At 59.8% G+C, this 24,318-nt stretch carries 16 protein-coding genes; 14 read left to right on the plus strand and 2 right to left on the minus strand.

The window, feature by feature from the left end; genetic code table 11:
• Window positions 1-195: 195 nt before the first annotated feature.
• The 9 genes from GE027_RS19550 to GE027_RS19590 all read left to right on the plus strand — a co-directional run bounded on the left by GE027_RS19550 (window position 196) and on the right by GE027_RS19590 (window position 7,889).
• Complete coding sequence (locus GE027_RS19550; RefSeq protein ID WP_153558914.1) at window positions 196-567, plus strand: hypothetical protein; 372 nt, start codon at window positions 196-198, stop codon at window positions 565-567.
• Entirely contained in the window at window positions 567-1,235 is a 669-nt protein-coding gene (locus tag GE027_RS19555) for a formyltransferase family protein (protein WP_153558915.1), read from the plus strand. The genes GE027_RS19550 and GE027_RS19555 overlap by 1 nt, the downstream gene beginning before the upstream one ends.
• A 116-nt stretch (window positions 1,236-1,351) precedes the next feature.
• A complete protein-coding gene (locus GE027_RS19560) occupies window positions 1,352-2,470 on the plus strand; it encodes a glycosyltransferase family 4 protein (protein WP_153558916.1) in 1,119 nt (372 codons plus the stop codon).
• Between the two features lies 1 nt (window position 2,471).
• On the plus strand, window positions 2,472-3,665 hold the full coding sequence (locus GE027_RS19565; protein WP_153558917.1) for a LegC family aminotransferase: 1,194 nt from the start codon (window positions 2,472-2,474) through the stop codon (window positions 3,663-3,665).
• Window positions 3,662-3,928, plus strand: a complete 267-nt coding sequence (locus GE027_RS19570; protein ID WP_153558918.1) for a PglD-related sugar-binding protein — start codon at window positions 3,662-3,664, stop codon at window positions 3,926-3,928. Before GE027_RS19565 ends, GE027_RS19570 begins: the two co-directional genes overlap by 4 nt.
• 114 nt (window positions 3,929-4,042) lie before the next feature.
• Window positions 4,043-4,315: an LbetaH domain-containing protein gene (locus GE027_RS23800; RefSeq protein ID WP_162006832.1), complete on the plus strand. Its 273-nt coding sequence runs from the start codon at window positions 4,043-4,045 to the stop codon at window positions 4,313-4,315.
• 624 nt (window positions 4,316-4,939) lie between these two features.
• Window positions 4,940-6,148: a UDP-N-acetylglucosamine 4,6-dehydratase gene (locus GE027_RS19580; protein ID WP_153558919.1), complete on the plus strand. Its 1,209-nt coding sequence runs from the start codon at window positions 4,940-4,942 to the stop codon at window positions 6,146-6,148.
• Window positions 6,149-6,150: 2 nt separating this feature from the next.
• Entirely contained in the window at window positions 6,151-6,846 is a 696-nt protein-coding gene (locus tag GE027_RS19585) for a sugar transferase (RefSeq protein WP_202617479.1), read from the plus strand.
• 191 nt (window positions 6,847-7,037) lie between these two features.
• Window positions 7,038-7,889 (plus strand): YdcF family protein, encoded by an 852-nt coding sequence (locus GE027_RS19590; RefSeq protein WP_153558920.1) that lies wholly within the window; start codon window positions 7,038-7,040, stop codon window positions 7,887-7,889.
• Window positions 7,890-9,158: 1,269 nt separating this feature from the next.
• Here GE027_RS19590 and xrtU read toward each other — a convergent pair.
• On the minus strand, window positions 9,159-10,823 hold the full coding sequence (gene xrtU, locus GE027_RS19595; protein ID WP_162006833.1) for an exosortase U: 1,665 nt from the start codon (window positions 10,821-10,823) through the stop codon (window positions 9,159-9,161).
• A gap of 653 nt (window positions 10,824-11,476) precedes the next feature.
• On the opposite strand from xrtU, the gene GE027_RS19600 reads away from it, so the two are divergent.
• The gene (locus GE027_RS19600) at window positions 11,477-14,047 is read left to right on the plus strand and encodes a polysaccharide biosynthesis tyrosine autokinase (protein WP_162006834.1); all 2,571 of its coding nucleotides are present in this window, start codon (window positions 11,477-11,479) and stop codon (window positions 14,045-14,047) included.
• Window positions 14,048-14,903: 856 nt separating this feature from the next.
• Window positions 14,904-17,690, plus strand: coding sequence for a polysaccharide biosynthesis tyrosine autokinase (locus GE027_RS19605; RefSeq protein ID WP_162006835.1), 2,787 nt, complete (start codon window positions 14,904-14,906; stop codon window positions 17,688-17,690).
• 967 nt (window positions 17,691-18,657) lie between these two features.
• Here the strand turns inward: GE027_RS19605 and GE027_RS19610 are convergent.
• Entirely contained in the window at window positions 18,658-19,284 is a 627-nt protein-coding gene (locus GE027_RS19610; RefSeq protein WP_153558924.1) for a TlpA family protein disulfide reductase, read from the minus strand.
• 473 nt (window positions 19,285-19,757) lie between these two features.
• Here GE027_RS19610 and GE027_RS19615 point away from each other — a divergent pair, with 473 nt between their 5' ends.
• The 3 genes from GE027_RS19615 (at window position 19,758) to GE027_RS19625 (ending at window position 23,837) form a co-directional block, all read left to right on the plus strand.
• Window positions 19,758-20,342 carry a sigma-70 family RNA polymerase sigma factor gene (locus GE027_RS19615; protein ID WP_237607672.1) on the plus strand — a complete coding sequence of 195 codons (585 nt, stop codon included), beginning with the start codon at window positions 19,758-19,760 and terminating at the stop codon, window positions 20,340-20,342.
• 166 nt (window positions 20,343-20,508) lie between these two features.
• Window positions 20,509-21,279, plus strand: coding sequence for a hydroxypyruvate isomerase family protein (locus tag GE027_RS19620; RefSeq protein WP_202617480.1), 771 nt, complete (start codon window positions 20,509-20,511; stop codon window positions 21,277-21,279).
• A 41-nt stretch (window positions 21,280-21,320) separates the two neighbouring features.
• The gene (locus tag GE027_RS19625; RefSeq protein WP_237607673.1) at window positions 21,321-23,837 is read left to right on the plus strand and encodes a c-type cytochrome; all 2,517 of its coding nucleotides are present in this window, start codon (window positions 21,321-21,323) and stop codon (window positions 23,835-23,837) included.
• Window positions 23,838-24,318 lie beyond the last annotated feature (481 nt).

Genomic DNA, 24,318 nt, shown 5'->3' on the forward strand with positions numbered 1-24,318 from the left:
TAAAACCTGCTAGCAACGCTGACTACCACACAACGAACGCGGAGCGTCACCCTCATGGCGTCACTCCAAAGTTATGTCGAATAATTACGTGCGACGCACTCAGCTGCGTGCGTGTGATTTGAATCCTGAACAGTCGGCAGTCACTGATCTACCACACCGCCACTGCTGCCGAAGCAGGCAAGCCGGCCTGACACGATGGACAATACTGAACCCACCAAGAGATTTCTAACTCTCCTAGAAAACCGCCTGCTTTACTGCCAGCAGTGCTACGAAAGCTACCTTGGAAACGGCGAGACGTACCATCACGCCAAACTGCTGCTTGATGCGAATCTGGAGTTACGCAACCTGATTATGGATTACGGCCATACACTCCCAACGCAGTACCGTGAGGATGCGAAGAAGTTGCTTGAACATATCCGGGCTTGGCTCGATTGCTGGCAGCGCCTTGATCACCAACGAGAATTTCGTGAAAGCGACCAGTTTGTGTTCGACAACGATAGCACATTCCCTCGGAAAGCTGCTGATTCGCTGATGCAGCTCTTATCAAAATTTAGAAAGCACACCTAATGAAAAAAGACATTCGTGTACTTTTCCTGGGAAAGCAGGATGATGAGCATGGCGAGAAAGCTTTGAATCTTCTAACGCGCAATTTGAAGTACGTTACCGCCGTTACGGGCGAGTGGGGCCAGCCTTTCCCGAGTGAGCTCGAATCCTGGCAGGGCGACTTTATTGTCTCTTATCTGTCTCGATGGATTCTGCCAGAGCATTTCCTTCGACGCGCTCGACTTGCATCCATCAATTTTCACCCAGCCACACCCAGTTTCCCGGGCGTGGGCTGCAATAACTTTGCGCTCTATCAGCAAGTCAAGGAATTTGGCGTCACTTGTCACCACATGAGTCCAAAGGTCGACACCGGAGGAATCATTGCGGTTAAGCGGTTCCCGGTTTACCCACAAGACGATGTAGCGTCACTGCTCGCCAGAACCTATGATTACCAACTGCTTCTGTTCTACGAGATCTTTGATTTTATTTTCCGGGAGCGTCCGCTGCCGTCTTGCCCAGAGTCGTGGACGAGAAAGCCGTTCACTCGTCGAGAACTGAGGGAGCTATGTACGGTGGACCCGTCGATGGATGAAGTCGAGATCCGACGACGCATAAGGGCGACGAGCTTTCGGCAGTTCGGGCCGATGCTTCTGATAGGAGGAAAAAAATTTGTTTATCAGAGCGGTTCTTAGCGTGTGCAAGACGGGGGACTTGCGTCCGACACCCAGGTTCTGCATCAGCACGCGCTGAATACGCGCTGCCCCGACGCTCGGCGTCAGCTCTGTTCCCTACGCATATGAGTAACTGCATGAACCGTCGCTTCTGTCTCCTTGGATCGTTCCCTGGGACCGTGGTAACTCTGCGGGGCGATTTAACAAGAGAGATTATGCAGCGAGGGTACGAAGCAACCGTTTTGACTGCAGCGCCCGAAGCGAATATTGAAGCGGATATCAAAGCGTTGGATGTTGATTTCCAGGCGTACCATGTCGAACGCAACGCGATGAGTGTTCGCAGCGACTTGAGAACATTGCTTGAGCTGCGGAGATATTTTGTCGACTCAAGACCCGACATCGCTCTCGCATACACGGTCAAGCCGATTATCTGGGGTGGCATCGCTTCTAGACACGTTCGACACACTCGATTCTTCGCCATGATTACTGGGATTGGCTATGCATTCCAAGGCGGTGGCTTAAAGCGTCGCCTGTTGAGTATGCTTGTCACGCGTCTCTACCGATATGCGCTTCGACGAGCGGAAGGTGTTATCTTCCAGAACCCTGAGAACCGAGACCTTTTCATCAGAAAGAAGATAGTCGATCCGCAGAAGTGTCACGTAGTTAATGGATCAGGTGTTAATACGAAGCACTTTAAGGAGCATTCCTTCGTCGATGAGGAACCTCGTTTTCTGCTGATAGCCCGGCTGCTCGGTGAGAAGGGAATTCGAGAGTACATAGCTGCCGCTGAGATTGTTAAACAGGTCTACCCCAGGACGCAGTTCGACTTGGTAGGTCCCGAAGACCCGTCAACGGACGGCATCCCGTTCAGCGAGGTCGAAAGCTGGCACAAATCTGGGGTGATCAAGTACCGAGGACCGACCTCCGACCCTCGTCCCTTTCTTCGAGAATGCCATATATACGTATTACCTTCATACCACGAAGGAGTACCCCGCACAGTCCTCGAGGCGATGTGTACGGGTCGCCCCATCCTGACGACCGATGTCGTGGGTTGCCGTGAAACAGTTATCGACGGCCAAAACGGCTGGCTGGTCCCCAAAGCCGACGCCCAGGCGCTAGCCGAACGCATGCTTTGGTTTATCGAGCATCGCGAACAGTGGCAGGCCATGGGTGAGGCGAGTCGAAAGCTTGCCGAAGAGAGATTCGACGTCGTGAAGGTCAATGAACAGATGCTGAAGATTATGGGCATCACTTGAGATGACACACTCACTTTCCGAAGCGATCGTCGACGGCGTGCGACGGGCAATCGGCAGCTTCGACGAAACCGTTCTGCTGCATCGTCCCTACCTGCCTCCTACTGCTTGGCAGTTCGTCAAGGAATGCCTCGATACCAGCTGGGTATCGTCGGCGGGAAGCTACGTCACTCGATTTGAAGAGCTGCTGGCCACGACGACCGGCTGCGAACGAGCCGTCGCGACCGTCAATGGCACGGCGGCCCTGGAAGTGTGCCTGCGGTTGACGGGAGTCGAACCGGGAGATGAAGTCATCTGCCCTTCGCTGACCTTCGTAGCCACCGCGAATGCCATCTCCCACTGCCAGGCGGTCCCTCATTTCGTCGATGTGTCTGCGTCACGGCTGTCGATTGGCCCGGACGCTCTAGATGATCGCTTGAGGAAAGTCGCGGTCGCCAGCCCCGAAGGCACTCGCAACCGCGAGACAGGGCGTCGCATCGCCGCGGTTTGTCTGATGCACTGCTTTGGGCACCCGGGCCAGCTGCGCGAGATCGTAGAGATCTGCGGGCGTTACGAGATCCCGCTGATCGAAGATGCCGCCGAGTCGCTGGGTTCGACCTACGAAGGCAAGCACACAGGTCGCTTTGGCAAGGTGTCCGCGGTCAGCTTCAACGGGAACAAGATTATCACGACCGGCGGCGGCGGGGCGATCTTGACCGATGATCACGAGCTGGCTGACCGCGCCAAGCACCTGACAACCACCGGTAAGGTCGCCCACCCCTGGGAGTTTCGCCATGACGAAGTCGCCTGGAATTACCGCTTGCCGAATGTCAATGCGGCGATGGGCGTCGCCCAGCTGGAGATTCTGTCCGAGTTGCTCAACGCCAAACGAGCGATTGCCGGCCGCTACGCCGATGCGTTCGCTGCGGTCGAAGGTGCCCAGTTCCTGACAGAACCGCCGGACTGCCAGAGCAATTACTGGTTGAACTGCATCCTCCTGGATCCTGAATTGGCCGAGTCACGCGATGGGGTGCTGGAGGCTCTGAATGCGTCCGGGTACCAGTGCCGTCCGGTCTGGATCCCGATGCATCAATTGGAGATGTACCGCGATTGCCCGCGGGGACCGCTTGAGCAGACCGAATCGCTCAGCCGACGAGCCATCAATATCCCCAGTTCGGCTCACCTGGCCCCCGGGTGGGCCGAAAAGCACGTCCGATGAGCCGCCCCGTAGTCATCGTCGGATTCGGCGGCCATGGGCGAGTCGTTGCGGCGGCGCTTCAAGCGGCCGGACGAGAGGTATTGACGGCAACCGACCTCCAGCCGGAACGGCACGGCAATGATCCGTTCGGATTGCGAATCATCTCTGATACGACGCTACTGCAGAAGTTCGAGCCGCGTGAGGTGCACCTCGTATCGGGTGTGGGTTCGATCCTGCCGGTCGACGCCCCCAGACCTCGACGAACCTCCATGCGACGGCATTAAGCGGCAGGCTACTCCTTCACCGATTTCCAGTCCTCGTTCTCGTGGGTAGCTGCCAACGCCGTCATCAGCCCGACTGCCCAGATCCACGCCGGTTGTGTGGTCCAGCCGGGGGCAGTGATCGGAGAGTTCGCAATCGTCAATTCCCGTGTCTCGATTGATCACGACTGCTCGATCGCCGACTTCTGCCATATCGCACCAGGCGTAACGCTCTCTGGCAACGTGAGGATTGGTGCGGGCAGCCACGTAGGGACCGGTGCAAACGTTATCCAAGGTGTCGAACTTGGGGAGCGCTGCTTCGTCGCTGCGGGGGCTACGGTCGTTAGAGACGTGGCCGACGGGGCGTTTGTGCGGGGCGTGCCGGCAAAGGAGTTTCGGCCTGATTGCTGAGTGCCATCGCGTGGAGTTTTCGGGCACTCATTTGCAGAATTGCCCTCCTCGGGCCTGAGCGTCCAGCTCTCCTGCAGTGCGAGCGGGAGGTTGAACCACTAATCTTCACTGATAGGACACTAATGAATCCGAAAGCCCTGCTTGGATTAGGCTCTGCCTGAAAACCTCAGCCGAACGCGCGAGCGTCGGGTCCTGCCACCGAACCATTTTCGCCAGATTTTCGCAGCGGCTCGCGCCCGATCCATTCCACCTGACCACGTTTTCGGACAGAGCCTAGTCTTCGATTGGTGAGGATTAGTGCTCCCCATACGTCCAGTGGGCATAGGCTTCAAAGCGGATACGGGGACATGGCGGTTCGAGGTCCGGACATTTAAACTCTGGCGAGTTCGGCTACGGGATTTAGCAACAAACGGCCTGGGACTCGTTGCCTCGTTCACTACGGAACGATAGGTCCGGGACTCGTTGCCTCGTCCACTACGGAACGATAGGCCTGGGACTCGTTGCCTCGTCCACTACGGAACGATAGTCTAGGACTCGTTGCCTCGTCCACTACCGGTGGGACGGTTCACAGGCTGGAAGCCTATGCCACTGGGGCGACACTATCGAGGAAAGAATAGGTTACTGATGCACTTAGACTCATTACTTGAATTGATCGGACGCGATGCTCCCCTGTTCACCGAGGACCTGCGAAAGCACGAGCAAACGCTTGCGGCGGAGATTGCTGACAGCCGCTTCTTGGTCGTGGGCGGGGCAGGATCAATCGGTGGAGCAGTGGTTCGGGAACTGTTCGCCAAGAATCCTCGGGCCCTGCACGTCATTGATATGTCGGAGAATAACCTGGCCGAACTGGTTCGCGATCTACGCGCCTCACTGGGATACACCACGGACGATTTCCACGCCTATTGCTTTGACGTCTTGGGGCCGGAGTTCGACGCGTTTGCGCATGCTACGGCACAAGAAGGCAAGGGCTACGACTACGTGCTGAACTTTTCGGCCCTGAAGCATGTCCGCAGTGAAAAGGACCCTTTCACGCTGATGCGGCTGATCGACGTCAACGTCTTCCTCACCAAGAAACTGCTGGACTTCTCTCGGTCGATTGGGGCAAAGAAGTTCTTCTGTGTCTCGACCGATAAAGCGGCCAATCCCGTCAACATGATGGGTGCTTCCAAACGCATCATGGAAATGTTTCTCCTGGACGAGGCCTCCAGGACCGCGGTTTCGACGGCCAGATTCGCCAATGTGGCGTTCTCAGACGGTTCTTTACCCTATGCCTGGACGCAGCGGATTCAGAAACGCCAACCGATCGCGGCTCCGAACGACATCCGCCGCTACTTCGTGACCGGCAGAGAGGGGGCCCAGCTCTGCCTGTTTTCGATCCTGCAGGGCAGCGATCGGGAGATCTATTTCCCGAAACTGAGCGAGAATCTTCATCTGATCACCTTCTTGTCGATGGCGGAACGCTACCTGAAAAGCATCGGTTACGAGCCGGTTGCCTGCGAGTCTGAAGACGAAGCTCGGCGCCGCGTCGACGAGCTGGCCGCCGAAAAGAAATGGCCCTGTTTCTTCTTCAAAACCGACACAACCGGTGAAAAGGACTTCGAAGAGTTCTACACCGACGGTGAAAAAGTGGATTGGGACCGTTACGCGGAGCTGGGTGTCGTACAGAATGAAGCGTTCGCCCGCCGCGAACAATTGGACGCTTTCCAGGATTCGATCGACTCGATGAAGCGATCGAAGGCCTGGACGAAAAGCGACCTATTGCGAGCGTTCTCGGAATTGCTTCCCGACTTCGCTCACAAAGAAACCGGTAAGACACTCGACAACCGAATGTAACGATGCTGAAACGCACACTGGACATCACGGTCTCCGCTCTGGTACTGCTCATTTTGGCAGTCCCTTTGGCCTTCGTCATTGTGATCCTGAAACTGACGGGCGAGCGGGAAGCGTTTTACCTGCAAGATCGCGTGGGGCAGGGCGGCAAGATCATCCAGGTGACCAAGTTCGCCACGATGCTGAAGGCCAGCCCGACCTTGGGTACGCAGAACATCACTCTGCGTAACGACCCGCGTGTGCTGCCCGTCGGTAAGTATCTGCGCAAGACGAAACTGAATGAAGTGCCGCAGTTTTGGGATGTGCTGGTGGGCAAACTGTCACTGGTTGGATGGCGGCCGTTAATGCCACAGGGCTTCGCGGATTATCACGAAGAGATCCAGCGGCAGATTGTTCTAGTGAAGCCGGGGTTGACCGGAATGGGCTCGTTGTTCTTTCGCGACGAGGAAGCGATTTTGGCAAGAGCTGAAATCGAGGGACGCGACATAAGGCACTGTTACCGAGAGGACATCATGCCCTACAAGGGTGCGTTGGAAATTTGGTACGTCGAGAACCATAGCCTGCTGGTGGACTTGAAAATTCTCTTGGCAACCGCCATCGCCGTGGCCTTCCCAGGGTGGCGTGGGTTCCATTCCTGGTTCAAGGGACTCCCCGTTCCCGAATCAGCCATCGTCCGCAGCCAGCTGGCCATCGATAGCTGAAAGAACAGTGGCATAGGCTTCCAGCCTGTGAAGGACTTCTTGAAGGGTAGTAGACGAAGCCGCGAGTCCTTGTCGTCAGGTTTTGCCAGGGGACTCGTGGCCTCGTCCACTACGGGTGGGGACTCGTGGCCTCGTCCACTACGCGTTGGGACTTGTGGCCTCTTGCATTACGTCAATTTCGATATGCCCGTATGAGTAACGAAACGCCGCTCAGGACCAATCGCCACCCTTTTTTCGTCGCAGCGGCAATCGCTGCTGGAATTGGGATCGCACTGTTTGTCGCGGACCGAAGTGTTCTGGAAAAGACGCTCACCAGTCTGGCCATGCCTGTCGGCCTCGTCTGGCTTAGCCTCACGTTTGCTGGGGCGCTGCTAGCTTGGCGTCGAGAGGCGGCATTCAAATGGGTTGCTGTCCCTTGGCTGCTGCTGACTGTGGCTGGCAACGGGTGGGTGGCAAAACAGTCGGTCGAAACGCTCGAAGGGCCTTACCTGAACGTTCAGCCGCTGCAGGCTAAGCCACTGCGGCAAATCGTGGTACTAGGCGGCGGCACCAGTCAGGCTGCCAACGGCCAAGTACAGACAACTCGGAGTGGTGACCGCGTCGTGCTTGCCGCACGAATGTACCATCTGGGGCTGACCGACAAACTGATCTGTACCGGGGTAGGCATAAAAAGCCTATCCGGAGATGCAATTGTCGGAGGCGAGGCGGCTCGGAAGATTCTGCTCGACCTGGATGTTCCTGCGGATGTGATCACGGTCATCGGTGGGCGGAACACCTCCGAAGAAATGATCAAGATCAAAGAACTGCTCGGCGAAGAACCGGTTGGGATTGTCACTTCGGCGTCGCATTTGGGACGAGCCATGCGGTTGGCGGAGAACCAAGGGCTTAATGCGGTCCCGTTACCCGCAAATTTCCTCAGTCCGACGTCGGATCGGCCAACGCCCTGGGGGCGAGTTTTACGTGACTCCATTCCAAACGCCTCGGCCCTGGAAACCAACACACGCGTGGCGAAAGAGTATCTGGCTTGGGCGGTCGGGCGATAAACGCTCCTTCGCGATTCCCAGTGGCATAGGCTTCCAGCCTGTGAAAGCGAGGTGGCCGCGTCCCGGCCGTCGACCGTGCAATCCCCGGCTGGGACAGCCGAGCTACTCTGTGGTATAGGCTTCCGGCCTGTGAAAGCGACGCCGCCGCGGGCGGCCGTCCAATCTCTGGCGAGTTCAGCTACTGGCGAGATCGCCGAGCGGGCCGTTTCACCGCCGACACAGAGCTTTCGCCGCTATGCGGCTGGAGACCAGGCAGTGCCCCCTCACCCCCGGCCTCTTCTCCCCCGCAGCCAAGGACTGCTGGGGGCCAGCCCCCAAACCCCCGAGATTTTTGAGGCATGACGCCTCCGTTCAATGAGTGTACAAGCTCACCGCGCAGTATTAAGATGCGTCCACTGAGTGAACCAGATCGAGGCGTTGCAGCGATGCAACCTCGCCAGATATAATTCAGTCGCCGATGCGTCACTGACGTATCGAGCACGCGAGGCGGCCATGGTCCTAGTTTAGCGACGGTGCTGTGGTCGCCTCTTTTACTTCGCTTGGGCTCGTCAGCCTGTGAAGATCCAGTGACTGGCACAGCGGGCCCGTCTTGAGACCTGCGGAGCAGGGACAGCCCGCTGCCGGGGGCGCAGCCCCCGGTTTTCCGCTACACAGACGCAAAGCTCCGGAGGAGCGACAGCGCGGACATGGAGAGCCCGACGCGGGGCGCGGATTTCTGTCGCCTCTCCGAGGCTTTTGCGTTCCATTCATGCCAAACCGGCGGTTTCACCGCCGGCAAAGAGTTGTCGCCGCTTCCAGCGGCTGTGGCATGACGACATTCGAACGGATCTTGACCGTCCGGGCCCCGCGGCTCGCGCCGTCGGTCGATTTGTTGAGCCGTTTAGGCAATAGCCTCGGTTTCGTCACCGCAGAACCGGGGCTATCGCCCAAACGGCTTACATAAGCCATGCGTTTTCGAATCAATCGACCCGCGGCTCGCGCCGTCGGCTAGCGGGGGCGCTGCTGGCGCGGATGCGAATTGACCGTTTGCGACGGGCGATGTTTGGTGGCGTGAGACCCGCGCAACCGCGCCGTCGGCTTGGGGGGCGCTGCTGGCGCAGATGCGAATTAACCGTTTGCGGCGGGCGATGTCTGGTGGCGTGAGACCCGCGCAACCGCGCCGTCGGCTAGGGGGTTCGGCGCCACTCGCCTCTCGCTTCTTTTGGGGACTCGTGGCCTCGTCCACTGCGTCCAAAGTCTGGCGACTTCAGCTACGCCATCAACCATCAGCTACTCGTCACTTGCCATTCGCTTCTCGCTACTCAGCTGGCTTTGTACGCTGTGGCGGACGTTGTCGACTAGGGTTAGCGTCTCTGCCTTAAGGGTTTCGCTGGGCGGATCCGCCGTGACAACCCAGCACTGAACGGCGACGGTCTGGCCGACGGGCCGGGCGAACAACGTTATTTTCCGCAAGCGGGCGAAAGCTTCGGAAAGGAGTCCCGCATGGGGCGGACGAACGAGCTCGCCGCGCGCGTTGACCGCGGCATAGGTTAGCAGCCCCCAACTTCCGTCGTCGAATTGAAGCGACGCTTGGGAGATCCAAGGGCGGTCCCCCATAGGCGCTTCTGTTGGCCGCTTGGTCACCTTATGGGCGACCAACTGGCAACCGACAGACTCATAGCAATGTGTAAGTTCCTTCCAGCCGTTATAGGGCTGGCTGATCACAATCTGGCCACTCTGGCCACCCACTTCCACTTCCCACAGGTCGCTGTGGACGCCTAGTCGCGGGTCTTCGCGGTCGCGCGCCGCCGTGTGGTTCCCGCATATGATCGGTGCCATCGCGGCCTCCACTTCCGCCACGTCGGGCTCTAACAGGACCGGAGGAGTGCCCCTTGGGTTCGTATGGAAGTCGTCCGGCGTGTCGATCGTTCGCCAACTCGTCAAGATCAGTAGCAAACTGCAAACGACAAGGCAACTGACCGGACATGAGGTGGCCGCGGTGCGATCCCGCTCGCGATCGTAAGACGGCTCTGCGGCCCGAGAACTTACAATACGATTCCATATCGATGTGATCGGGCTTTCTTCGTCATCCACCAAGTCAGCTGCGATCGGAGCACCCAGTTCGCAAAATAGCCGATCAGCCGAAAGCAGTAACCCGATTCCCAGGACCAGGGCCACGTACCCCAGGACTTCATGCTGCCAGCCGGTCGAGACATCCCACTGCCAGTAGTACTCGGCGATCGCGATCGCCGAGATCCGCAGCAGGTTGGCCAGCACCGCCAGCACGCCGGCGGCCACCAGGTACAGCGGCAACAGCCACATCCGCCGCTGCTTCCAAACCATCAAGGCCATCGCCACGAACAGCATGGTGAACAGTGATTTAATACCGCTGCACGCTTCGGCCACGAACAACTCCCGCGTCGGCAGGTCCAGGATCGCGCCGCGGACGATGTGGGGGATGTTCAAAAGCGACAGCACCACCGAGGACAGCTCGGTCGTGTTCCGTTGCAACCAGTTTATTAAACGTTCGTCACGATTCATCGGCAGCCGCAACACCAACCAGAACAGCGGCCAGAGGTACAGCAGCCGGATGCCTTCGTGATCCCGGTGGCTGAACAAAAATGCTCCCGCGGCCATCACGACCGCCAACGCAACCAGCCACGGCGAGGCAGCCTTGATGCCCACCAAGCTGGCTAGCAGTGCAACGCCCAACAGCGAATAAGCGAACCAGCCATCGGGCCGAGCGACGATGCGATCCCAGCGCTGGTACAGGATGACGGCAACGAACAACCCGACAAACGGATAGAATTGGTAATGTTCGATATGCCAAAGCCGGCATAAATACCAGACGAACATGGGAGCGAGCGCGAGAAAGATCGCGATCCAGGTCAGCGGCCGCCAGCGAGTCGACGTGGGGGCAGCGGTAGCCGAGGCGGGTTGTTCAACTGTGGACATAAAACGCTGTAAGTAGCAGGGGACGGACCAGGGGGCCATCAACCCCCACCAACAATCCCATGTTATACCAAACGGGTGGTATAGGGAAGTTGTTGATTGATCGCTGAGAAGAGAGACGCGCAGCGCCCGTTTCTTAAGCTGCAAGGTGCCTACCTCAGCAGGCGGATTCGCAAACCGCTGCAAAGGCCTTACGCAAGCCCAGACGGATCCGCGGTCGCCTCGGCCTGTCGCCCATGCCGGGGCCTTGTATTTATCTTGAACGCGAAATCGGTAGTTACACCACTAGTGGCGTGCTGCCGCCGCGCCCGGCGACTGGACGGGCTGATGATTAATTCGAAGACGCTTTGCTTGTGTGACTCGCTTGGGCAATAACCCCGGTTTTGCGGTGACGAAACCAAGGCTAGCGACCAAATGGCTCAATAAATCGACAGCCCGTGGGACCTCCGATCCCAAGCCAACAACAAACACTACCGATTTTTCCGGTCCTGCGGTGAGGGATGCCTCCCCACAGAGACTTGCCGGCCCCAGCGGTGGTTTTCGCTGGCACAAAACACCCACCCCGTGTAGATTCCCTATCCAACGCAGGCTGCTTGCGCAACAGGAGCGTCTCGGGCCTGGCACTCTCGCTTGTCATCCTTCGGGCAAACTCCAATATGCTTCACCCTGACCCTACTGCGTCTTCGCCTTCTGCGGCGTCGCCGACTTCGGACCTCGGTGACTCAGAGGCGAGCGGGAACCGGCCACTCCAAGCAGAGAGGGCGGGAGCGACGAAGACGCTCGAAGCCGGTTACCGAGACCTGGACTACCGCCAGCAGGATTATCGCCAGCAAGACTACCGCGAGATGGCGGTCGAAGACGGTATCGACTGGGTTAGGGCCCTGCGCCGCTATTGGTATGTATTGCTGCTGCCAACCGCGATCGGGCTGTCGGTCGCCTTCGCGCTGTTCCATTACGCGCCTCCGGTCTACCGGTGCTCGTCGAAGCTGATGATCGAAAGCGACGCCCCCAGCCTCCTGGATTCGGCCTCCGGAGACATCCTCAGTGGTCTACCTAGTGCGGACCTATTACTCGCGCAACTCCTGTCTGACGACGTTCTCCAACAGGCCTCGGCCAGCATGGCGGAAAAACTGGATGCGCCTGCCGTGCCGCAGCCACGTACGGCGTTCAGCGCCGAGTTAACCGAAAGCCTCGAGTTTGAGCCGGAGGCAGGCGGTGGGGGAGCCGCCGGCGCGATGGCCTTTTACCTGCACGTCGATCACCGTGAAAAAGCGTTTGCTGCCGCGGGCGTGACCTCTTTGAGCGACGCCTTGGAAGCTTACTTCTCGGACCGCCGCGAAGATTCGATCGACGAACTGAAGCAGTTGATCCGGCACGCCAAAGACAAGCTGATGCCGGAACTGGATCAGTTGGAAGGCGAGTACGAACAGTTTCGCGAAGCCGAGTCGAATCTGGCGTGGGACGCGTCGGGAAAACTGGTGAACCGTTTCCGCGAAAAGGAAACTCTGTTGGCGGCAAGTCGTGTGGAATTGGAGCGGGAAAAAGACGGTTTGGACGTCCGCCTGGCCGCAATCCAAAACGCCGCCGCCCGACAACGCACCAATCCGATTGCGGTCTTGGAGGTCGTCAGCCACCTGATGAACGCGGACCTAGATGTGCCTGGCCAACTCTCGTTGGACTCCGAGCACCTGCGTCCGGCCGACACGATCGAAGAAGACCTGCGACTAAAACGGCTGGACATCGAACGGTCATTGGTCCCGCTGGAAGTCGAACGCGATCACTTTCTGGCGGTGTATGGCGAGGCCCATCCCACGGTCCAGCACCTGAATCAACGGATCGAAAGCACGCGGGAGAAGCTGCAAAAGCTGATCGAAGAAGAGGACGCGCGACGCGAAGAGCTGAGCTTGGCTTCGCTGGAACAATCCAAGCAGGTTCCTGCAGCCGAACAGAGCAAGCGGCAAGAGCACGCCAAATTCGTCGTCAATTCCTACGTCCGCGGTTTGCGAGCGCGGCAGGCCGTGCTGCAGTCGCAACTGGATAAGCTGGACGCGGAAATCGAACAATTGCGCGAGCAGGCGGCGGACCTGGCCGTGGCCGAACGCAAGGACGCCATGTTCCAACGCAAAATCGCTCGTTCGCAGGGTTTGCTGAGCCAAGTCGAGGAACAGATGGCACGGGTGAACCTGACCGACAAAGGGCCCAGCCTTCGCATCAAGAGTCTGCGCGCCCCAAACGAACCGCAGCAAGTCGCACCGGTGCTGTACAAGTACCTTGGGGCGGGCGGAATGTTGGGAGTCTTGCTGGGCTGCGGACTGATCTATGTTGTGGAGTCGTCATCGCACACCTTCCATAATCCGACTGAAATTGCGGAATCACTCGATGTGCCGATCCTGGGCCAGATCCCTTGCTTGGCCAAGCGAGACACTAAGGACCGCGGGCAGTCGTCATCGGGTGTGCCGCGCAGCGTTTCGGTCGTGCACCAGCCCAACAGCGTGATCGCCGAAGCGGTCCGCAAGATCCGTACGGCGCTGTTCTTCGAAGCCGCTCGGCGCGAGGCCCGCGTCATCCAGGTGACCAGTCCGCTGCCGGAGGATGGCAAGAGCACGGTGTCGGCCAACCTGGCCGCGTCGATCGCCGTTTCCGGAAAATCGGTCGTCCTGGTCGATGCCGACTTGCGGCGGCCCCAGACATCGAAAAGCTTTGGGTTAACGGGCGAGCCCGGAATCACGGAACTGCTGAACGATCATTGCACCCCCGAGGCGATCCTTCACGCGACTGAGGTGAACAATTTGTCGGTCATCCCCAGCGGGGCCATTCCCGCCAACCCGGCCGAGGCGATCGCGATGCCGGCCTTTGCCGAGCTGCTCGGGTGGCTCCGCCGCCGCTACGACTACGTGATCGTCGACACCCCGCCGCTGTTGGTCGTCTCAGATGCGGCGATCGTCTCGAATCTGGTCGACGGCGTCGTGTTCGCCTTCCGCGTCCGCCGCGGATGCCGGCCGCAGACCAAAGAAGCTCTCTCGATGCTCCGCAGCAGCGACGCCAATGTCCTGGGCTGCATCGTCAACCGTGTGCCCCCCGGCGGCCGGACACGCTATCAGGCGTCCACCGCATCGGCGTACCACTACCGCAGCTACCACCGGGAAACGAAACGCGGCGACAAGAACGACCAAGCCGTCGCCGTCAACGTCCGCAGCACCACGCCAAGGTCGTGGATGGAGGAGTAGTTGTTGGTGTAGCTGAAGTCGCCAGACTTTGGACGGGTCCAATCGTAGTGGACGAGGCAACGAGTCCCGTAGACCGTGAGCCGTTTGGGCGATAGCCCGGTTTTTGCCGTGCCTTGCTGGCGAGACGCTCGCCCAGTGGCATAGGCTTCCAGCCTGTGTAAGCGAGACACCAGTGGCATAGGCTTCCAGCCTGTAAAAGCGAGACACCAGTGGCATAGGCTTGCAGCCTGTGAACCGCATCCCCACGGGCCAGGGGCTCATGCTACAAACAGTGGCATAGGCTTCCAGCCTGTGGAAGCGAGACGCCAGTGGCATAGGCTTCCAGCCTGTGAAGAACAGAACCGAGGGCAGTCACCCAAGCGGCTGATGAGATGAAGCCCGTAGCTGCAAGAACCGGGGCTATCGCCCAAACAGCTCGATCCAGCGCACGCCCGTGTAGCAACCAGCAACCAGTAACCAGTAACCAGCAACCAGCAACCAGTAACCAGTAACCAGTAACCAGTAACCAGTAACCAGTAACCAGTAACCAGCAACCAGCAACCAGCAACCAACCGCCGGGGGACTCGTTGCCTCGTCCGCTACGGTTTGGGTCTAAACTCTAGCGAGTTCGGCTACCGGCGCGCGGTTCACAGGCTGGAAGCCTATGCCACTGGTCCAAACTCTGGCGAGTTCGGCTACGGGGCTTGGTGATCCTTAACGGTTTTTCTGATCAGATGGAATGATCCATTCTTGCTTGCCCTGGCGGAGCGGATCTTGGCCTTTTTGCGCCTTTGACTGGTGGAAATTTTGGATGGAGTGTAAGTTGGGGGGTGGATAAGCGACCCTCCCTCTACACATGGCTAATTGGGAACCCTTGATGTCGAAGCACGCATCGGATCCGTCGAACAATCACAGCTTGACCGGTTCGTCCAATGGGCGAGCCGAGCGGCCAGACGCATTGGCAAAGCCGCTGCCCACGGCTTATCGCGATGCGGGTTCGGCGCTGCCCGCCGGCTACCGCAATCCTGATTACCGGGGGATGGATTATCGCGGCATGGACTATCGCGGCGACCAACCAGACGATGGTTCACTCGATTTGGCCGCAGCGGCCTGGCGGTACCGCTGGTTCATCATCCTGCCGGTCTTGTTGGGCTTGGCCGCCGGTTACACCTTCTACGAAACCCAGCCGATCACCTATCGCTCCTCGACCAAACTGCTGATCGAAAGCGATATGCCAACGATCCTGGATTCGGCGACCGGGGACATCGTCAGCGGCCTGCCCGGTGAAGATTTGTTGCTGGCGCAGTTGCAGTCTGACACCGTGCTCCGCAACGCCGCGGAGGATCCGTTGATGCAGAACTTGTCGCCCCTATCTACAGCACCGACGGCCGAGGCCGTTTCGACCGGCATGGCAGCAGACGACTCGCTGGATAACATCGGTACCGAGAACTTGCTGGACGGAGTGGACCAGATCGACAGCGGACTCACACCGCCTGCGCGAAAGAGTGTCATTAGTGAATTGGCCAAGAGCCTTGAGTTTGAACCGGACGCCACCAGCGGTCGCGGCGGCAACGCCATGTCTTTCTTGCTGCACGTCGACCATGCCAATCCGCGGTTTGCCGAAGCCGGTGTGGAAGCCCTTAGCAAGGCGTTGGAAGACTACTACGTTGCCAAAACCCAGAACACGATTGGCGAGCTGAAGGCGTTGATTACGCGAGCCAAAGAGGAATTGCTGCCCGAGGTCGAGAAGCTGGAAGCGGAATACGAGCAGTTCCGCGCCGGCCAGCCGGATTTGGCTTGGGACGGTGCGGGCAATCTGATCAATCGGTTCCGCGAAACCGAAGTGGCTCTCCTGGAACAGCGCACAGCTTTGCAAACCGAACGCGGCGATCTGGAAATCAAACTGGCCGCGATCCTCAGCACCGCTCAAGAGCAAAAGGACGATCCCATCCTGGTCATGAACGTCGTTGGCCAATTGATGGGCGTGTCGCTGAACGCCACGCTCGAGGATGAACCTACGGGCCCCAATGGAAAACCGTTGGTGGTCAGCGATCCGATTGCCGACGACGTGCGTTTGGCTCGCTTGGCGATCGAACGGCAATTGGTGCCGTTGGAGGTGAAACGCGATAACTTGGCCGCCACCTTCGCCGACGCTCATCCGGCCGTTCAACAACTGGATCGTCAAATCGAAAGCACCCGAGCGAAATTGCACGAGTTGATCGCCCAGGAAGACGCTCGACGAGAAGAGATCAAGAGTGATCTGCCCGAAGTCGAAGTCGCGGCGCCAATAACGGTCGAGGAGTACCGTGAGAAGCGAAAGCAGCGGGCGAAGACCGTGGTATCGACGTTCGTCCGTGGATTGCGCACGCGAGCTTCGGTGTTGGATTCGCAGATCCAGGATCTGACCAAACAGATCGAACAAGCTCGCGGGAACGCCGCCAAACTGGCCAACGCTGAACGGGTCGATGAAGTCTACCGTCAGAAGGTCCAGCGGTCGCAAAGCTTATTGAGCCAGGTCGAAGAACAGATGGCACGGATCAACGTGACCGAAAGCGGCAGCAATATCCGCGTTGAACCGCTTACTGCGCCCACAGCCGCGTATCGATTAGCTCCGATCCTATGGAAGTGCTTGGCCGTGGGCACCTTCCTGGGCGGACTGGTCGGATGTGGTTTGGTTTACCTGCTGGAGTCGATGGCCAAAACATTCCGCAGCAGCGACGAGATTTCGCAAATGCTGCAACTGCCGGTACTGGGCCAAATCCCCCTCCACTCCACCAAAGCGCCGCGTGAGGCCAAACGCGCTGACTACCCCTATAAACACATCGATTACGGCTTGGCAATCATCCATCGCCCCCGCTCGCTAGGCTCCGAAGCGATCCGGCGGGTCCGCACGTCCGTCTTCTTCGAAGCGGTGCAGAGCGGAGCCAAGGTGATCCAGGTGACCAGTCCTGTGCCCGAGGACGGCAAGAGCAACATCTCGGCCAACCTGGCTGCTTCGATCGCCAATTCAGGCAAATCTGTGGTGTTGCTTGACGCAGACCTGCGGCGACCGCAGACCTCGCACAATTTCGGCCTAGGAGAAGCAAGCGGCTTGACCGAATTGCTAAACGGCCAAGCCGTACCGAGTGATATTATTTTTGATTCCGGTTTTGAAAATCTATCCGTCATTCCTAGCGGAGCGATTCCCAGCAATCCTGGCGAAGCCTTGGGCTTGCCGGAATTTGGTGAGCTCATGCAGTGGCTGCGAGAACGCTACGATTACGTGATCGTTGACACGCCGCCACTGTTGGTCGTGGCCGATCCGGCGATCGTCTCCGCAGTGGTCGACGGTGTGATCATGACGTTCCGAATCCAACGCGGATGTCGCCCCAAGACCAAGGAGGCCGTCGCGATGCTGAAAGCCAAACAGGTGAATATTCTGGGTTGTGTCGTTAACAAAATCGACGAACGAAAGAGCTCGAATTACCGAGCAACCGAGGCCGGATCGTACTACTACAAAAAATACCAGCGAGGGCTGAGTCGTCGTGTTCGTAAGAGCACACGCAACGGCTACGAAGTCCGCAAGAACGCGGGCGGACGAATGAACGAATGGCTGCAGCCAGGCGACGAACCGGTATCCCGCTCGGCGCCACCGGAAACCGACGAAGCCACCCCGATGCGGTAAGGGGGGGGGTGGTTGAAGGAGATAAGGGCTGTAGCTGAAGTCGCCAGACTTTGGACGAATTAAACCGTAGTGGACGAGGCCACGAGTCCGGGGCTTTCGTTGCTGGTTGTCAGTTGATGGCCGTTGGTTAACGGTTGTTAGATACAGGGCCGCAACCGGTTCTTCGTTGCCAAGCAGCGTCCGTCGATAGCTTGGTGACGCGAGTCCCAGGCCGGGCCTCGCGAACCAACCAAAGCCCTGGAGAGGCGACAGAGCAGTGCGCACCTTGTGCCGCCCTTCGGGCTGAGTGCCGTTTTTAGATCGAGACCCGGGGACTCTCCGGCCTGTCGATTCATGGAGCCGTTTAGGCGCCAGCCTCGGTTTCGTCACAGCAGAACCGGGGCTATCGCCCAAACGGCTCATATCAGCAAAGCGTTTTCGAATGAATCGACGAGCCGGTCAACCGCCGGGTCACGCCCCCGAACAAACAAAAGCCCCGGAGGGGCGATAGGGACCAGCACAACCTGTGTCGCCCTGCGGGCTGAGCGAGTTTCAGGGGCAAGCAAACCGGGGACTCACGTCCCCGGCAGGGGCTATGCCGCCCTTCGGGCTAGCGGCGGCGGTAACCCAATCAGCCGTAGGCGCTAGCCTCGGGTCTCATCCCGATCGATCCGGCCGCAGCCCACAAGGTTCCAACACCTAGCGCGGCTCCTTAACCTCACAGGCTGGAAGCCTATGCCACTGGCTCAGCCCGAGGGGCGACATATCACAGGCTGGAAGCCTATGCCACTGGCTCAGCCCGGAGGGCGACATATCACAGGCTGGAAGCCTATGCCACTGGGCAAGCCCGAAGGGCGACACTTCACAGGCTGGAAGCCTATGCCACTGGGCAAGCCCGAAGGGCGACACTTCACAGGCTGGAAGCCTATGCCACAGGGCAAGCCCGGAGGGCGACACACCACAGGCTGGAAGCCTATGCCACTGGTTGCTACTCGCCGCTGGCTAGCATTTCTTTGACGTAGGGGATGACGTCGTCCTCGTAGGTGAAGCCGGCGGTGTCTCCGGCGTCGACGAACTTTTTTGCCACCGTGCCGTCGGCGTTGTAGACGAAGACCGAGGGGATCGAGATGATCTCCAGCGCCGCGAACACTTCGTCGCTGGGCGTCGTGCTCAGGTAGTTCGGGAACTCCGCTGCCTGTTCGGTCAAAAACTCGCTGACCGCTTCCTTGTAGGATTCCGGCGGCTTGCTCTTGCGGCCGTCGAAGTCCACGTCGACCGCCACGCACGCAACTCGCTCGCCGTGCTCGCGGTGCAGCCGGACCAGTCCGGGGAATTCGTCCATGCAGGGCTGGCACGCCAGGGACCAGTAATCCACCACGGCCGGCCGATCGAGCTCGGCAATCCGCTGCTGGATCTCGTCGAACGCCGCCAGTTCGGGCTGGACCGCGGCGTCCGCCTGCGTGTCATCGTCCGTCGCCGCGTCGGCCGCTTCTTCAACCGTTGCCGGAGCGTCCGTCGTCTCCGGATCCACAACGACCGGCTCTTCGGGCGAACAGCCCAACGAGAACGTCAGGGCAGCTAAGCCCAGGTAGGAAAGCAAACGACGGAGAGCCATGATTAACCTTGAGGAGTTGAGTGGCGAAGGGGAAGACGCAGCCGTTATTGTAAGGGGAAACGGCGCGGGGTTTTGGGTATTTGGTTGATGGTTGGCGAGGCCTTTCAAATCTCCTGACTCTACCGGATTCTATGTTCAAAAAAGAATCGTTTTCTCCCCTCTCCCCCGCTGCGCCGCGAGCGTCAGCGAGCAACCTACGCAGCAATTCCCCCTCACCCCCAGCCCCTCTCCCCCAAATCCTGACTCGCTTAGGCTCGCCAGAATTTGGGGGAGAGGGGAGAAAACGTTTTTTCCGCACATAGAATCCGTTAGAGTCAGCAAACCTCGCTACTCGCTACTCGCTACTCGCAACTCGCAACTCGCAACTCGCAACTCGCTACTCGCTACTTTCCCGAAGTCTGGCGACTTCAGCTACGGTTTCCAAAGTAACAACCGACAACCTATCCATGGAACGACCGTCGACGACTAAATTGGTGGCTGTCGCTAAGGCGGGTGACAGCGAAGCGCTCGGTGAGCTGCTCGAGCAGTACCGGGGGTTTCTGCTGATGCGCGCCCATCGCTACATGGACGAACGCCTGCGGCGGCGGGTCGATCCGGCCGATGTCGTTCAGCTGACTTTCCTGGAAGCCCAACGCGATCTGGCCAGCTTCCGCGGCAGCTCGCCAGCCGAGTTCGGCGCCTGGCTGAAAAACATCCTGCGTCATAACCTGGCCACCGCCGTCGCTCGCCATGTGACCACTCAGAAACGCTCGCTCAATCGCGAAACCCATCCCTCGCCGCGCGGCGGTGATGATTCGGCCGGCAACTGGATCGCCGCGCTGCCCGATCAACTGTCCACGCCCAGCGGCCAAGCGATGCGGGCCGAAGCGGCGATGGAGCTGATCGAGTCCCTGCATCAGTTGCCCGAAGCACAAGCCGAGGCGATCCGCCTACGCTACATGGAGGGCCGGACGCTGGCCGAGATCGTCGAACGCATGGGGCGCAGCGAAACGGCCGTCGCCGGACTGCTCAAACGCGGCCTGCAAAAGCTCCGCGGGATCCTCGTGGATCCGGAGTGAGAGTTGCCTTTCGCTCCGCCGAAAGTCGCTGATCGGCCTCCTTTCCGCCAATCGCCACTCGCTCCAAACTCTGGCGAGTTCAGCTACAACCAACAACCAACAACCAACAACCAACAACCAACAACCAACAACCAACAACCAACAACCAACAACCAGGAATGCTTTCATGAACGTCGATGCGAAACAGGGCCGACTGAACCAGGCGGTGTGCGGCTGGTGCTACGAACACTTGCCCCTGGACACGCTGGCCGCCGAAGTGGCCGCACGCGGTATGGCCGGGATCGATCTGCTCGAGCCCGCTCAGTTCGAAACGGTCAAACAGCACGGTCTGATCTGCACGATGGTCACCTCCCATCCGCTCGAGGAGGGCCTGTGCGACCCGCAGTACCACGCGATGTGCCTGGAGAAATTGACCGCCTCGATCGAGGCCACCGCGGCCGAGGGCTGGCCCAACGTGATCTGCTTTACCGGTAACGCTCGCGGCATCGATCGCGAAACCGGGATGCGGAACTGCATCACGGCGCTGGAAAAGATCCTTCCGCTGGCCGAAAGCCGGGGCGTCACGCTGGTCATGGAACTGCTGAACAGCCGCGTCGATCACCCGGATTACATGTGCGACCGCTCGGAGTGGGGCGTGGAGCTGGTCCGCCGAGTGGGGTCGAAGCACTTTCGGTTGCTGTTCGACGTCTACCACATGCAGATCATGGAGGGCGATATAATTCGCACGATCGAGCAACACCACGAAGCTTTTGGGCATTATCATACGGCTGGCAATCCTGGTCGCCATGAATTGGACGAGCACCAGGAGCTGCGTTACCCCGCAATCGCACGGGCGATCGCCGACACGGGTTTTGCCGGTTACCTGGCGCACGAGTTCGTGGCCAAGGGCGATCCCCTGGCGGCCCTCAGCGACGCCGTCCGGCAGTGCACCGTGTGATGCCCCGCCTCCCTTCCTTTTTCTGCTCGAGACGTTTATTGATGATGTGCAAACGGTACTTTGCCGCCGTCGCAATCGCGGCGACGCTGCTGGTCGGTGGCCAGCGATCCCTCGAGGCCGCCGGTCTCGGGGCCACTCCGGCCGACGCTTTCCGAGTTCCCGACGGCTTTGTCGTGGAAATGTTGTACGAGGTGCCTCAGAGCCAAGAAGGCTCGTGGGTTTCGTTGACGGTCGACCCTCAGGGCCGCTTGTTGGCGTGTGATCAGTACGGCGGGCTGTACCGCATCACGCTCGACGCAGCCGACAAGCCGGTGAAGGTCGAACCGGTCAAGGCGGACATCGGTGCGGCACAAGGTCTGTTGTTCGCCTTCGATTCGTTGTACGTCAACGTTAACGGCAGCGGCAAACCGGGCAACACGGCCGGCGTCTATCGGTTGCGAGACCAGGACGGCGACGATCACTACGAAACGATCGATCACATCCTGCCGCTGAACAACGGTGGCGAGCACGGTCCGCACGCGTTAGTCCTCAGCCCCGACGGCAAACAGATCGTGCTGTGCGCGGGCAACAACACGATCCTCCCCAAAGAGGTGCCGCACAGCCGCGTCCCACGCAACTGGAGCGAAGATCATCTGCTGGGCCGGATGCCCGATGCTCGCGGCCACAACGCCGACCGCTTGGCCCCCGGCGGTTTCGTCGCTCGCATGGATCCCGACGGCAAGAATTTTGAAGTCATCGCGACCGGTTTCCGCAACCAGTACGACATCGCTTACAACGCCGCCGGCGAACTGTTCACCTACGACGCCGACATGGAATGGGACGTCGGCACGCCCTGGTACCGCCCGACGCGAGTCAACCACGTGGTCAGCGGCGGCGAATTCGGCTGGCGTAACGGTACGGGCAAATGGCCCGAGTACTACGTCGACAGTGTCGGCGCGGCGGTCAACATCGGCCCCGGTTCGCCCACCGGCGTGTGCTTCGGCACCGGAGCCAAGTTCCCGGCCAAGTACCAGCGGGCGCTGTACGTGCTGGACTGGAGCTACGGGAATATCTTTGCCGTTCATCTGAACCCCGACGGCAGCACCTACAGCGGCCAGTACGAAACGTTCGCCACGGCCGCGCCCCTGCCGGTTACCGACATCGTCATTCGCCCGCAGGACGGGCACATGTACTTTACGATCGGTGGTCGCCGCACCCAGTCGGCGCTGTACCGGATCCGTTACGAGGGCAGCGAGTCGACCGCGGCGGCCGAGCCGGTCGATACGCCCGAAGCGAAACGGCTGCGGGCCCTGCGTCACGAACTGGAAGCGCTGCACCTGAACCCCGAGGCCAGCCAGGCCAACATCGACAAGGCCATCGAGCACCTCGGCCACGACGATCGTCAGATTCGCTACGCCGCTCGGATCGCTCTGGAGCACCAGCCGGTCGCCCAGTGGCGCGAGCGGATCGGTGGTCTGCGGGATGCCAACGCCGACACCAAAATTCTGGGCGTCGTCGCTCTGGCACGCTGCGGCAACGAATCGGACCGAGAACACGCGATCGAGGTGTTGCAGTCGGTCGACTTCGCCGCCGCGGACGTCCAGCAGAAACTGGATCTGCTCCGCGCCTACAGCCTGGTCTTCATCCGCTTGGGCGACCCCACCGCGGAGGAGCGCAAAGCGGTCGTCCAGGCCATCGATTCGCACTTCCCGGCCACCGACGCTCGCCTCAACCGCGAGCTGGCTCTGGTGCTGACCTACCTCGACGCGCCGAACATCGTCCCGCGCGTGGTCGATCAACTGCTCAGCGGTCCGTCGCAAGAGGATCAGATCCACTTTGCCTTCGTGCTGCGGGACGTCGAAAGCGGCTGGACCGAAGAGGATCGCCGGCGATACTTCGGCTGGTTCCAAGACGTAGCTTCGTCGCGCGGCGGGATGAGCTTCGGTGGCTTCCTGGAAAACATCCGGCAAGCGGCCATCGGGCACCTGTCCGAAGCCGAGACGGCTTCGCTGGGCGACGTGCTGGCCAAGCCCGAGCCCAAGGATCCGCTGGCCGAACTGGCGCCGCGCGAGGTGGTCAAACAGTGGACCGTGGACGATCTGGCCGAAGCCGTCAGCGACGACGACTACCAACCGGACTATGAACGCGGCAAGCAGATGTTCGCCGCCGCCCAGTGCTACAAGTGTCACCGCATGGGCACCCAGGGCGGGATTCTGGGTCCGGACTTGACCGGGGCCGGAGGCCGCTTCAGCCCCAAAGACCTGTTGGTTGCGATTGTGGACCCGAATCAATCGGTCAGCGATCAGTATGCCGCCACGCAGTTTTTAACCGACGCCGGCCAGGTGGTCGTGGGCAAGATCGTCAACATGAACGGCAACAACATCCAAGTGTTGACGAACATGTTGGACCCGAGCAGCCTGACCGCGGTGAACCGCGACACAGTGGAATCGGCTCAGTTGTCCAAGACCAGCATGATGCCCACCGGGTTGATCGATACGCTTTCTGAGCAGGAGATCAAGGACCTGATGGCCTACCTGCGAGCGGGCGGCAACCCGGAGCATCCGCTGTACAAGCCGTAACGGCGGAGTCGTTTTCATAGTCGCTCGGCTGGCGACGGCCGAGCGGCAGGCGATATTTGGTGGCGTGAGACCCGCGCAACCGCGCCGTCGGCTAGCGGGGTCGCTGCTGGCGCGGAAGCGAATTGACCGTTTGCGGCGGGCGATGTTTAAGCACGTCGGCATGAATCTTTCGGTGAAACCCCGCGACAACACCCTCCCGCGCAGCGGGAGGGTCGGGCTCTTAGGCCCGGGGAGGGCCCTGCGAAAACCCTCTCCGGGCCTAAGAGCCCGACTCTCCCAAAGGGAGAGTGATGCCGAATTAAAGGTTGCGACGTGTTTAGTGGCATGAGACCCGCGCAACCGCGCCGTCGGCTAAGGGGGGTGCTGCTGGTGCGGATTCGGCACAACCCGTACGATGGGTTTTACTGACGCGGCTTGCCGCGGCACGGGCCGTTTTCACGCTCCGGATTCCGCCCCCTTCGATGGGGCTGACCTATATCGG

Origin of the sequence: Roseimaritima sediminicola (assembly GCF_009618275.1) — a bacterium.
GTDB classification, from domain to species: Bacteria; Planctomycetota; Planctomycetia; order Pirellulales; family Pirellulaceae; genus Roseimaritima; species Roseimaritima sediminicola.

Coding starts and splice junctions, on each gene's coding strand:
- GE027_RS19550 (WP_153558914.1), top strand. CDS start 196: ATGGACAATACTGAACCCACCAAGAGATTTCTAACTCTCCTAGAAAAC.
- GE027_RS19555 (WP_153558915.1), top strand. CDS start 567: ATGAAAAAAGACATTCGTGTACTTTTCCTGGGAAAGCAGGATGATGAG.
- GE027_RS19560 (WP_153558916.1), top strand. CDS start 1,352: ATGAACCGTCGCTTCTGTCTCCTTGGATCGTTCCCTGGGACCGTGGTA.
- GE027_RS19565 (WP_153558917.1), top strand. CDS start 2,472: ATGACACACTCACTTTCCGAAGCGATCGTCGACGGCGTGCGACGGGCA.
- GE027_RS19570 (WP_153558918.1), top strand. CDS start 3,662: ATGAGCCGCCCCGTAGTCATCGTCGGATTCGGCGGCCATGGGCGAGTC.
- GE027_RS19580 (WP_153558919.1), top strand. CDS start 4,940: ATGCACTTAGACTCATTACTTGAATTGATCGGACGCGATGCTCCCCTG.
- GE027_RS19585 (WP_202617479.1), top strand. CDS start 6,151: ATGCTGAAACGCACACTGGACATCACGGTCTCCGCTCTGGTACTGCTC.
- GE027_RS19590 (WP_153558920.1), top strand. CDS start 7,038: ATGAGTAACGAAACGCCGCTCAGGACCAATCGCCACCCTTTTTTCGTC.
- xrtU (WP_162006833.1), bottom strand. CDS start 10,823: ATGTCCACAGTTGAACAACCCGCCTCGGCTACCGCTGCCCCCACGTCG.
- GE027_RS19600 (WP_162006834.1), top strand. CDS start 11,477: ATGCTTCACCCTGACCCTACTGCGTCTTCGCCTTCTGCGGCGTCGCCG.
- GE027_RS19605 (WP_162006835.1), top strand. CDS start 14,904: ATGTCGAAGCACGCATCGGATCCGTCGAACAATCACAGCTTGACCGGT.
- GE027_RS19610 (WP_153558924.1), bottom strand. CDS start 19,284: ATGGCTCTCCGTCGTTTGCTTTCCTACCTGGGCTTAGCTGCCCTGACG.
- GE027_RS19620 (WP_202617480.1), top strand. CDS start 20,509: ATGAACGTCGATGCGAAACAGGGCCGACTGAACCAGGCGGTGTGCGGC.
- GE027_RS19625 (WP_237607673.1), top strand. CDS start 21,321: ATGATGTGCAAACGGTACTTTGCCGCCGTCGCAATCGCGGCGACGCTG.